Below are 12,283 nucleotides of genomic sequence, written 5' to 3'. Positions count from 1 at the left end.
GATCGGGTTTTATTTCCAAAGCGGATTCTGTTCGATCTTCCCATTCGAGGCGTCGATAACATCCTGCGGAATGGGGAAGATTACGTGTTTGGGTTGGAAGTTCTGCGCCTGGGAGGTCGCCACGCTCGAATACTTGGCCAGTTTCTTCACGCCTTCCTCAAGTTTTCCGAAGCGGACCAGATCGTACCAGCGCTGTCCCTCGAAGCAGAGTTCGAAACTACGCTCGGCGAGCAGGGCCTCGGCGAACTTGTCGCCGTCCATCATCTTCAGATCAACCGCTTCATTCGGAGTCTTGATATCGACTCCGAAACCACGGCGTCGCACCTGGTTGACATATTCGAGCGCTTCGGGCGAAGGAACTTCGTGAGCCCGCCAAACGGCTTCGGCATACATCAGCAACACGTCGGCATAACGGATGATCGGAAAGTTGATCGGATTTGCCCAGTTTGCCCATCCCGGCCCCCGTCCCTCCTCAGTCAGGGCATGGCGGAACTTGTAGGCGTAGTAGATCGGTTCGGAACTGAGATCCTCCTTGACGAGATTCTGATTGTCGTCGTAAACATATTTGAAGCGAGCTATGTTGTCGCGGCGCAGATCGGCGGGATCGTACGTTTCATAGAACTCCTGGGTACTCCATACCGCAGACCAATAGAGGTTATTGGGGGTCTGAACACCATCGATAGTTCCGACCTGGCCTCCGTAGGTGGTTGTACCGTTGTTGGCAAACTCGACATCGAATAGGTATTCGGAACTGTATTCGTTCGACGCATCGAACAGACTGAAATAATCCTTCACGAGCTCAAAACGACCGCTCTGGATAACCTCGTTGAGTTCGACTTCGGCTAAAGCCGCAGCTTTGGAGTCTTCCAAAGGTTCGCCGGCCATTTGCAAATAGACCTTGCCGAGCAGGGCTTTGGCTGCGTAGTAGTGAGCCCGGCCGTTCGCATTCGACACCGGAAGGTTCCCGATGGCTAGTTTCAGATCACTGACGATTTGTTCGTAGACTTGGGCCACGGAAGACTTTTCAGTCTGCACCATTGTGAGATCGGTAACTTCGTGGTTGATGATCGGCACCTCACCGAAAAGCCTTACCAGATGGAAGTAGTAGAAGGCCCGCAGGAAATAGGCTTCGCCGAGAATCCGTTTCTTCTCGCTTTCATTGCCGATATCGGTGTCAGTCAGACGGTCTATGATAACGCAGGCGCGTTGTATCCCGCGATACTGGACATACCATGTTCGGGAGATGTAGCGATGCGAAGGGGTGTAGGTGTAGTTGCAGAGTTCTGTCTCGTTTCCGTCGATGTTGGTCGGAATGATCATCTCATCGGTTCCGACGCGCCCAAGGATGAGGAAACCCTGAAAATAGGACCCGTATCGGTCGCCATTGGCCCATTCGGCCGAGAGCAGCATGTTATAAACGCCCGTGAGTCCCATGTCGAACTCTTCGGCAGTCTTGTAAAAGTTGGAGGTCGCCACGGTACTTTCGAGGGGGACATCGAGGAAGTCGCTGCACGCCGAGAAGATACAGCCTGCAACCGCGATAACGACAAAGCGGCCGAGTCGCGAGTATGCGGAGGTGATGAACTTTTTCATGATGGAGATCGTTTTACTGGAACAGAATGTTAATACCTGCGGTGAAGGTGCGCGGGCGGGGGAAGCAGCCGTAGTCGAAGCCCGACGTGAGGATATTGCTCATGCTGCTGGAACCTTGGTTGGAGTACACCTCGGGGTCGTAGCCCGAGTATCGAGTGAGGACGAAGAGGTTTTCTCCGGCGATATAGAACTTGATCGAGCCGATGTGGCTGTTAGGGCCGAACCATTTGCGCGGACAGGTGTAGCTGATCCGTGCAGAGCGGAGCCGCAGAAACGAGGCATCTTCGACGAATGCCGAGCAGACCGCTCCGTTCGTCATCGTGGAGTATTGCGTGCTTGCAAGGTTCCGGGGCGACCAACGCTCCTCGAAGAATGCCATTTGGTTGTTCGTGGTTCCGGTGAACGCTGCGAGCTGATTGTAGTTTGCGTTGTAGACGTTGCCTCCGTATGAATATTGGAACGAGAGGTTGAGGTCGAGGTTCTTCCAGGTGAAGTTCGTGCCGAAGGCTCCGAAGAAATCGGGTGTCGAGTTTCCGATTACGGTCCGGTCGTCGGATGTAATCTTTTCGTCCTTGTACAGGTCGGCGAAGCGCATGGCCCCGGGTTTTTCGGCTCCGGTTTCGACGGCGACATCAGGCTTCGGCGTTATTCCGTCGATTTCGAAATCATTTAGTCCATAGACACCTTTGGTGACGTATCCGTATATGTCTCCGATCTCTCCGCCCTCTTGCAGGATGACGGCATTCTGACCGCTCAGACAAGTGACACCCAGCAGGATCGGGGCTCCGCCCTGGCCGAGTTCAAGAATTTTGGTCTTGTTGCGGGCGAAGTTGGCGAAGAAATTCCATTTGAAATTCTTGTGGTTGATCAACTGGGCGTTCAGGCTCAACTCGATACCGCGGTTGCGCATTTTGCCGATATTCTGCCATGCCTTGTCGAATCCGACGATGTTAACAACGGGAGCCTCAAGCAACAGGTCCCGGGTAACCTTGTCATAGAAGTCTGCCGTGAATTTCAGCCGGTCGTTCCATAACCCGACCTCCAATCCTGCGTTCACTTCGCGAGTGGTCTCCCAGGAGAGGTTTTCATTAGCAATAGACAAAGAAGACTGCCCGATGGTCTCAATGGTTCCGAAGGAGTAGTTCGTTCCGTAGAGCTGCGAGTAGGAGCCCGAGGTGGGGACATTTGAGTTGCCAACCTCGCCCAGACTCAGACGCAGTTTGAGGGCGCTGACGGTATTTTGATTCTGCATGAATCTTTCGCTGTCGATGTTCCAGGCTAATGCACCGGAGAGAAACGTACCCCACTTGTCGTTGATGAAGCGCGAGGTAGCATCGCGGCGGAGGGTGAAAGTGGCAATGTAACGGTTGTCGTATGAGTAGTTAATTCGACCGATGAGCGAGACATACCGGACCTGCTCCTTGCTGGAGTAGACGTTGAAAACTTTAGCCATCTGGGCATTATTCGATCCGAGATCCTCGTATTCGTATTGAGTGGTTTCGCTGCGATCGTAGAAGTTCGTGTATCCTTGTTCAGTCATGCCGACGAGGACATTGAGACGGTGTTTCCCGAATACGGGCTTCCAGGTGAGCGTGTTTTCGTTGATCCAACTTCCGGATTCAGAACTGCCGATGATACCCTGCCCCTTGTAAAAGTAGCCGCGGGGCGTCGAGGTGGGATAGAACTGGCGGTCTTTGAGCGAATAACTGTCATATCCTGCCGTGATGCGCAAGGTCAGATTCTTAAGGATGTCGGCCTCGACATAGGCATTGAGCATCATTCGGTTGATGCGTTTGGTGAGTTCGGTCTCATTGGCGATGTTGACCGGATTCCCGTGATAGTTGTCGATATAAGAGTCGAGCGAGGACTGCGAGACGCCTGCACGGCGGAAATAGGCCTGAGTCGTTTCGTCGAATTCGAAAGGAAGAGCCGTCAGGGCCGAAGTGATGACGCCTGCAACCTGGGACGTGCCTTCGCCGCCGGTCGGCACTCCGTCGTCGACGATTCGGTTATAGCCGATATCGACACCCGTGCGTATAAAATCCGTGAATCGGTGGTCGATCGTAGCTTTAGCCGTGAGTTTCTGCCAATTCGTGGCGATGAGGACCGATTTGTTCTGCATGTAGGAACCGGAGACGAACATACTCGTTTTTTCAGTAGAGTGTGAAATAGATAGCGAATGGTTTTGAATAAATCCGGTACGAAAGATTTCATCCTGCCAGTCCCGCGACTGTACGTCTCCGATTGTGCGGGGTTGCATGGTGATAGGGTCCGTGAACAGGTGGTTGTTCGAGGAGTTTCGATCAACCTGATAGGCGGCGTACTGGCGAAAATCCATCATGTCATACCGCTTATTCATCTGTTGAAATCCGAAGTAGGTGTTGTATTGGATCTTTCCGCTGTCGCCCCGGCCTCGTTTGGTGGTAATGAGAATGACTCCGTTGGCTCCGCGGTTACCATATATTGCCGTTGCCGAGGCGTCTTTTAGCACTTCGATCGAAGCGATATCGTCGGGGTTTATCATCGAGAGCGAGGACATGCCGGTGTCATATCCGTCTATGCCACCCCCGGTGGAGGTGCTGACATCGAAGAGCGGGAATCCGTCAAGGACAATCAGCGGGGCAGTGGAGCCGGTCAGGGAGTTTGCACCGCGGATAAGCATGCTCGACTCCGAGCCGGGTTTTCCGGATGAGGAGTTGACCATCAGACCGGCCACTCCGCCGGCTAAAGCGTCGTCAACGGAGAAAAGTACCCGGTTTTCGAAGGCATCGGCCTTGATCGAGGCAACAGCTCCGGTCATGTCCTTTTTCCGTAGGGCACCGTAACCGACTACAACGACGTCGTCTATCTGAAGGTCGGAGGGTGAGAGTACGACATCGATCAGGGATCGCTGCCCGACGGATTCGCGAACCTCCCGGTACCCGAGGAAGTTGAAGACGAGAATATCTTTGGATGAACGGACTTTGATCCGATAGAAACCCTTGGCATCGGACGTGGCACCGACGGTGCTGCCTTCGATGATTATCGACGCGCCGGCGACAGGCTTTCCGTCCGGGGAGGTAATCGTACCGCTGACGGAGGTCTGGGCCCGGAGACTCGAAGCAATGAGCAGCAAGCCGGCCAGTAAGAAAACGAATCGTTTCATAGCGAATAGTTTATTCGGGTTATTCTTCGATAAGATTGATTTGTATGTCGTCCAAATACCAGTTTACATCAGCGGAGCCGGCTGACAGAAGAGCGAATTGGGGATAGGTGTTCAGCAACGATTCGTATTTGGCGCTTGTGGCCGTGAATTCGAACCGGACCTGTTTCCACTCTGCGGAAGGCATCAGCTCCGGAGATGCCGGGAGTGTGATCGTTTCGGTAAGCGGATATTCGATATTACTCCAAATTCCGAACATCTCTTCCACCTGTTCCTCGAAAGGAATATCGGGGAAGTAGATGCTCCAGTGGTCACTCGCAAGTACCTGGAGGTATTCATTCCAAGACCAGGAGGGCAGATTGTTATAGATGCCCGTCAAGACGATAAGCGAACCCTCCGCGGCATCCGTTTTCTGCCAGAAGGAGACTTCATATTTTTGTCCGGCAACGAGTTGGGCGTTGCAAACCCAGTTGTCTCGCGTGAACAACTGATAGATGACTCCCGGTTTGAGCGTTACCTTGAGGGCCTGCTTCGAGCCATCGGCCCCGCCGCTGACGATGGAGGTGTTAGTCGTCAGATCATCCGCGGAAGTGGTCGTGTTCCAGAGCGTCCATTTTCCAATGGACGAAAGTTCGAACCGCCAGGGATCATAATCCTTCTCGGGAATGGGGTGCAGCATTGGATAGTTTCCGACAATAAAAGTCTGTTCGACGGTAGTTGTCATTCCGTCGTCGGCCCGAGTGAGTCTGCAGGAGATTCGGGCTCCGTTTTTGTTGGCCGAAGTCCAGGTGACCACTGGGGCGGGATCAGTCGACGAGGAAGGCGTACCGCCTTCGAATGTCCATTGGTAGGATGTCGGATTACCCTCGACTTCGGTAAGGCCGAACGAGACGGGGGTATCGAGCCGAATACAGCCTTTCGGTGTAAGTTCCAAGGCTTTGATCCGAGCCGAAAGCGGGTAAAATACCTCAATGTCGAACGATTCGGACTGCACCTGACCGTTGAGAAAATGGATTGTAAGGGTTACCGTCTTTATGCCTTTCGAATTGAATACGACGCTCGGTTCGGGATCCGTGGAGGTCGCAGGTGTTGCGTCTTCGAAACTCCACTCGCGGGTTTCGACCCCGAGCGAAAGGTCCGTAAATGTAGCGGGTTTCCCGACGCTGAATTGTGATTCCGCGCCGTAGCTCCAAGCGAATTCGTAAGGTTGTGTCCACTCGTCCGAATCGTTGTCACAAGCAGCCAGTACCAACCCAAAGGCAAGAACCGGCACGAGATGAAAGAATAGCTGTTTCATGGTTCGCAGTTTTTGGAATGTAGGTATTTTTTCGGTCAGGGAATCCGGAGTGCTTTCTTGCATGAAGAATTCCGGCGTCCCTGTCCGAATCATGGAATCATATTCTCAAGATATGTATTCCTCGGAATATTCGGATTCTGCCCGGTGAGACTTCCGGGCCCAAAGGAGGCGGATCGGATGATCCGACCCCGGCGGATAGAGCATGGAGAGAGAAAATGATTCATTTGCATTGATTTAGTTTAGGTTTTCAAATTGCCGCATTTGGTGCAGCTGATGCAAAGGAAACTATTAAAAAACCTAAAAATCAACGCAAATGTCTCAAAATACACGGATGACGGGAAAAGTATTTTTTAATTTATTTGAGAAAATCGTCCGGGGTCATTTCTGCGTCTCGGGCTCGTTTTTGGAGAAGATTTCCGACGCGGAGTCCACTTTTCCCGTTTTGCTCCGGTTCCGGAGGGCGAACTCCTTGGGGTAGAGTCCGAATTCCTCATGGAAGATTTTGGCGAAGTGGCTGAGATTGGTGTACCCTACGCGATACATTACCTCATTGACAGGAAGTGTTCCGTCTTGGGCAAGGAATGATGCAGCGTGCTTTAGCCGGATGCTGCGAATGAATTGTATGGGCGTCAACCCCGTGAGGGCAAGAATACGCCGGTAGAGCTGCGATCGTGACACGCCGATTTTGCGGCAAAGCTGTAGGACGTCAAATCGCGGATCGGCTATTTCGGTCTCGATGGTTTCGGTACATTTGACAAGGAAGAGATCTTCGGATTTCTCCACAGCGACTTCTGAAATGGGAATCTCCTTTATAGGTTGACTGTTTTTGTGGATTTTATTCTGTCGGGCAACAAGGTTGTCGATACGGGAGAAGAGCACTTCAAGGGAGAACGGTTTTGCTACATAAGCGTCGGCTCCGACACGGTATCCGGATACTTCGTAGTTCTGCAGATTGTGGGCCGTAAGTAGAATGACCCCGATTGCCGAAGTCCGGGAATTCTCCTTGATTTTGCGGCAAAGTTCGATTCCCGACATTCCCGGCATGACGATGTCTGTAAGCACCAGATCGGGCTGTTCATTGATTGCCTGACAATAAGCCTCCTCTCCATTTCGTGCCGTCGAGACGTTGTATCGGTTCTCCAGCGCGCTTCGAAGATAATCCCGCAAGGCGGTATTGTCCTCGGCCACGAGAATCGAAACTCTTTTTCCATCAGATGCAGCTGCTCCGTGGCGCGTATTTTCTTCCAGGAGCCCGCACTGCATTCCACGATCGTTCCCGATTGCGGTTTCCGCCGCCATCTCCGATTCGAATTGATCGTCACCGAAGTCCGACAGCGCGGAATCCATCCCTATCGGGAGATTCTGAAATGGCCGACCCGGGACCTTGTCGGAATCTTTGATCTGTTCGGGAGCGAGGTGCGCACATCCCTTCGGGATCCGGACCCGGAAGAGCGAACCAACGTTCAATTCGGATGCGACTTCAATTTCTCCATGATGCAGAGTAACGATATGCTTGACCAGGGAGAGTCCGATGCCGATGCTTTTTTGCGGCGAGTTGTTGTTTCGAGCCTGGTAAAAACGTTCGAAGATCCGGGACTGTTCATCCCGGGCTATTCCGATTCCATTATCTTCCACCGAAATGGTTACCGACAGCTGTTGCTCTTCACAGACGAGATTCACTTTCCCTGAACTTTTCCGACTGTATTTGAATGCGTTGTAGAGCAAATTAGCGATAACGATCTCCATTTTCCGACGATCGATCCAGAGTATGAGCGGATCGTTCGGAATCTCCTGCGAGAACTGTATCTGAAGTTGGTCGGCCAACGGCTTGAACAGTTCGGCTATACCGCGGAGGAATTCCGACGCATCGGTTTGCACAGCCGCGAGTTCCATTTTGTGGCTTTCGTATTTGCGCAAGTCGAGGATTTGTTCCAGCAGGGTCTTCAATGCCCCCGCATTGCGGTTGACGAGTTCCAGTCTGTTGCGCGTCGTTTTTCCGATATGCGGATTCAAGAGCAGCTCTTCGACTGGGGCTGTAATCAGCGAGAGCGGCGTCTTGAGCTCGTGGGCGATATCGGTATAGAACTGTAGCATGTTGGCGCTGCTCTTCTGCTCTTCATAGTATTTGTTGCGTTCGAGCTCTATCTGGTGGCGCTCCTGTAGTTTTCGCAGTGAACGGCGGTGCCATCTGTAGAGAAAAAGGATGGTTAGCGCAATGTAGCAAAGCCAGGCCAAGCGTGTGGCATAGACGGGCGGACGTATCGTGATTTCGAGCACCGCAGGGGCCTGAGACCAGTATCCGTCTTCGTTCGAGGCATATACGACCAGCCGGTAGCTGCCCGGGCGCAAGTTGGTATAGACGGCTTGAGGCGACAGTCCGCTGGTGTAGTTCCAGTCGGTGTCGAAATTCTCCATTCTATATTTATAGGTATTGTACTTGGGATCGACGTAGGCGAAGGCCGAAAATTCGAAGGTGAGGTTGTTGCAGTTGTAGGAGAGGTCGAGTTTGTTGAGCCGGTTGATGGCGCGCGGCAGGACGACGCGTCCGCAAACGGAATCTCCGGCCGAGACGGTCTGATTCCGAATCTTAAGCCGGGAGATGGCCGTGCGCGGGCGGATGTCGTTGTCGGTGATGCTGTCCGGATGGAAAATGTTGAACCCCTTTACGCCTCCGAAAACCATCTCGCCGTTGCGGAGTCTGTACGATGCCCAGATTTTGAAGGAGTTGCTCTGCAATTGGTCCTTTACCGTAAAATGCCGGATCGAGTGATCCCGGGGATCGAAGCGGGTGATTCCGTAGCCGCCGATCCAGAAGGCTCCGTGGTCGTCCTCCTGCAGGCTCTCCAGTTCGTTATTGAAGAACCGGGAGTTGGATGTGTCGAAACAGCTGAAACGGGGCGTTTTCCCGCCGCAACGACCTTCGGTCATAAGGAAGAGACCTTCGCCGATCGTTGCGATCCAAAGACCCCCCTCCTTCCGGTCACAGTGAATCGTCGAGATGAAGGCATCGGAACTACACACCTTCCGTTCACGGGCGTTCGTAGCGGCGAGTTCGATTCGCTGGCAGTTCGCCTTGCCGTCGGCATCGAATACGATTCGGTTCAGCCCCGAGCGGGTTCCGATCCAGATGGTCTTATTGTCGGTGACGGTATCGGGGTAGATGTCCGTCGTGAAATTGGAGCATAACGAATTGGGATCATCTCCGTTGTGGGTATAGTTGATCCACTGCCCGGTTTTGAAATCCCCGTGGGATGGAATGTATTCGAAACATCCCCGGTTCGAGCTGATCCACAGGTGTCTGTCGCGATCTTCAACGATTCGGAACACGGACAATTCCCCGTCGATGACCGGATGTTTGAGTTGTCGGGCCCGGACCTGACCGGTCTGTATCGCCCGGTCGATATCCCGGCTGTCGATGACCCACAATCCTTTGTCCCACGTTCCGAGCCAGATGTCGCCGTTTTCGGCCATAAAGAAGGCTGATACGGTTGCAAATTGGATGCTCGGCAATCCATTTATGCGCAGCTCCCGGAAAGTTGCGGAACTTCGATTAAACAGATTGATGCCGCCATGTGTGCTGACCCAAAGTATTCCGTCGCGGGCTTCGAGGAACGTGATGATCCGATTTTCACACAAGCCCTGCGCTTCGGTATAGCATTCGATATGTTTTTCGACGACATTGAGCCTACTCAAGCCGCCGCCGATCGTTCCGATCCAAAGCACCCCGGAACGATCCTCGAACAGTGCGCTGATCTCAAAGGAGTTGACGGCATGAGGAATGGGGAGTTTGGGGTGGTAGTGAACAATCTTAATACCATTCCGGTCGTATTTGTACAGTCCCCGGTTGAAACTTCCGACCCAGATGTTTCCGTGATTGTCCTGCGTCGTGACCCGGGATGAGAAGTCACAGATTCTCTGTAGGTCGTCGGTTTTCGGATCATAGATCCGAACGCCCCATCCTCCGGAAAGCGCGATTTTGCCGTCTGCGAAAGACTGCATCGAGAAACAGCGGGTTTTGATTTCATCCCGGAGGATATTTTGTATCTCCTCGGTTTCGGGGTTATAGATGACGGGGCCGGCATCGGTCGACAGTAGCAGTCTGCAAGAATCCAAGGCGGTTCCGCACTGTATGTAGAATCCTCTCCATCGGTTCTTGACATGCAGATAAGTGGTTGCTCCTCGGAGTGTGAGGTACCCCAATCCGTCGTTTCGACAGACCCATACGGTACCTTTTCGATCTTCGAAAATGTTGTTGATCACCTGGTCTGCAGAGGTTGTCGGCTCTTCGGCGACCGGAAATATCGTTTCGGACACCGGATCGTAACGGTTCAGCCCTCCGGATTCGGTTCCGATATAAAGGGACGAATCCCGGGCGACGAATAGGCAGAGTATCCGGTCGCTGGTGAGGTCGGAATTGTCGGTCCGAAAGGTTTGGAGTCTGTATCCGTCGTATTTACTCAGCCCGCTGAATGTCGCGAACCAAAGATAGCCGTCACGATCTTGCGTAATCGCATTTACGTCGCTGTGCGGGAGTCCTTCGTCCATCGAGAGGGTCTGGATTCGGTCATAGGAGGCGGCAGCGGCGGGGAGCGGCGGAGATAAGAATCCGACGAAGTACAACATGACATTGAACGGAAACGACCGGAGGATGGAGGGAATAAATCGCACGTCGCATGAAATTTTTTCGAAAGTTAAGATAAATCTTCAATTCTTCAAAATTCGTATTTTCCAAGTGGAAGCAGGCAAAGCCAACGAATATTTATGAGGAAATGTATTAAAAAGCAAATAATTAAGTAAAAAGATAAAAAAAGAACCGAAGATTATTTTTTAGCCGGGACAAATCCATCGATATATTGAGTTGATTGTAGTAATGGTAAGAACAGGCCTGACGAGTTTGTTAGTCACAGCAATCAGAGCTACTTTGAATGGTTTTTCATTTGCCTTTAATCGGATATAACACTCCCGACTATTGTAACGCAAGGCAGTCCAAAAGGCAATATAGAGTAAAGATCGCAGACGTTCATCGTCATTCCGGTTGATATGTTCTCTGATATTTACGGATGTTCTTGATTGTTGATAGGTTGGACATATTCCGATGAAGCGGGATAGTTGCTTTGCATTGTCAAAGTAGGTAAACCCTTCGGTGGTAAGGATCCGTATTGTAGCCTGCGAGGGCATTTTGTAGATGGGAGGATTCATCTTCTCCCCGTACATGGCGATCATGTAGGCGTCTTTTTCGTCGGTTTTGGTAACGGGCATCATCATTCGGGAAAAATGCTTGATCTGCTTTTTTTTTGGGGGGGGGGGCAAAACTGACGGCAATACCGTTCTGATGTAGCAGGTACAGCAGCAGCCGTAATTGCTGGTAGCTTCCATAACGCAATGATGCTCAGCGACAGCAAGCGTACCGATGAGCTCACGCATTCCCGCGGTTGTGTTAGGGAAAGTCTTAGTAGGGTTGCCGTTCGTTGATGGATAAGCCGCTACGAAACTGCTCTTGCTGATATCGATACCTCTGTAAACCATAATAAAAAACTTTAAGTGAAAATTACATCTTGTAAAACCATCGTCGCGGACATGGACTCTACTCGACTTCACGAACAGTTCAGCTTTAAGATGCAATGCATGGGGACGGAACGTCATAAACGGTTTCTAAAACCAATAAAAGCTCTGTCTTACTTCATGCTTGATACTCCAAAATCAATTCAATTGTTTAACAATGTATGACCAAAGATTGAAGAACTCAAAACAGGGAAATTGAATAATTTGAACTATATCTTCGGTCGCGTTTGATAACGACGAACTCCTCGTTGAAGATTCTTTTGACGATAAATTGGCTCCGATTATGCTCCAGTCCAGCCTTACAAAGCATCTGCTTAAAGCGGATATTCTCTTCCGTCGTGAGTTTGAAATTATACCTGTGGACTCTGGGATCTGTCGTTGTCGGGCGTCCGATCCTCTTTTTCGTGGTTGTCATCAATCTGGTAGTTTAAGTGGCGTGACTCGGGAACGCCACCCAACCTCGCAGAGCGAGCACCTTTTGTATGCCGAAAAGTTTTTCGGCATACAAAGGTACAGCTCGCTCCCATCTGGCGATGGGAAAAATCCGCGGCGGAGAATCTCTGACCGAAGTTCCGAAAATCCTCCATTACGGCTTCCGGGACTGGGGCTGTTCCCGGTGCAATATTACAACCGTCCGGGCTGTCCCGTCCTGAAAAAGGTTTACAGTGATTGATAATTAAAGATAAACA

Annotated in this window: 5 protein-coding genes and 1 pseudogene; all 6 read right to left on the bottom strand. The window is 51.7% G+C overall.

Features of this window, described 5'->3' with window-relative positions:
• Positions 1 to 9 precede the first annotated feature (9 nt).
• Entirely contained in the window at positions 10 to 1,593 is a 1,584-nt protein-coding gene (locus tag DWW03_RS11710; protein WP_022061230.1) for a RagB/SusD family nutrient uptake outer membrane protein, read from the bottom strand.
• 13 nt (positions 1,594 to 1,606) lie between these two features.
• A complete protein-coding gene (locus tag DWW03_RS11705) occupies positions 1,607 to 4,738 on the bottom strand; it encodes a SusC/RagA family TonB-linked outer membrane protein (protein ID WP_009598391.1) in 3,132 nt (1,043 codons plus the stop codon).
• Positions 4,739 to 4,757: 19 nt separating this feature from the next.
• Positions 4,758 to 6,032, bottom strand: coding sequence for a PKD domain-containing protein (locus DWW03_RS11700; protein WP_014774949.1), 1,275 nt, complete (start codon positions 6,030 to 6,032; stop codon positions 4,758 to 4,760).
• A 378-nt stretch (positions 6,033 to 6,410) separates the two neighbouring features.
• On the bottom strand, positions 6,411 to 10,700 hold the full coding sequence (locus DWW03_RS11695; protein WP_022061229.1) for a two-component regulator propeller domain-containing protein: 4,290 nt from the start codon (positions 10,698 to 10,700) through the stop codon (positions 6,411 to 6,413).
• Positions 10,701 to 10,859: 159 nt separating this feature from the next.
• Positions 10,860 to 11,558 (bottom strand): IS110 family transposase, encoded by a 699-nt coding sequence (locus DWW03_RS11690; RefSeq protein ID WP_259301992.1) that lies wholly within the window; start codon positions 11,556 to 11,558, stop codon positions 10,860 to 10,862.
• Between the two features lie 256 nt (positions 11,559 to 11,814).
• Positions 11,815 to 12,009, bottom strand: a pseudogene (locus DWW03_RS16780) (hypothetical protein); the annotation flags it as partial.
• Positions 12,010 to 12,283 lie beyond the last annotated feature (274 nt).

Origin of the sequence: Alistipes sp. AF14-19 (genome assembly GCF_003461645.1) — a bacterium.
GTDB lineage: Bacteria > Bacteroidota > Bacteroidia > Bacteroidales > Rikenellaceae > Alistipes > Alistipes shahii.
The sequence above is the reverse complement of the archived record's forward strand: the minus strand, read 5'-3'. Positions and strand labels throughout refer to the sequence as shown.

Bases quoted from the DNA above. Each gene is read 5' to 3' on its own strand.
- DWW03_RS11710 (WP_022061230.1), bottom strand. From the start codon at position 1,593: ATGAAAAAGTTCATCACCTCCGCATACTCGCGACTCGGCCGCTTTGTC.
- DWW03_RS11705 (WP_009598391.1), bottom strand. From the start codon at position 4,738: ATGAAACGATTCGTTTTCTTACTGGCCGGCTTGCTGCTCATTGCTTCG.
- DWW03_RS11700 (WP_014774949.1), bottom strand. From the start codon at position 6,032: ATGAAACAGCTATTCTTTCATCTCGTGCCGGTTCTTGCCTTTGGGTTG.
- DWW03_RS11690 (WP_259301992.1), bottom strand. From the start codon at position 11,558: ATGGTTTACAGAGGTATCGATATCAGCAAGAGCAGTTTCGTAGCGGCT.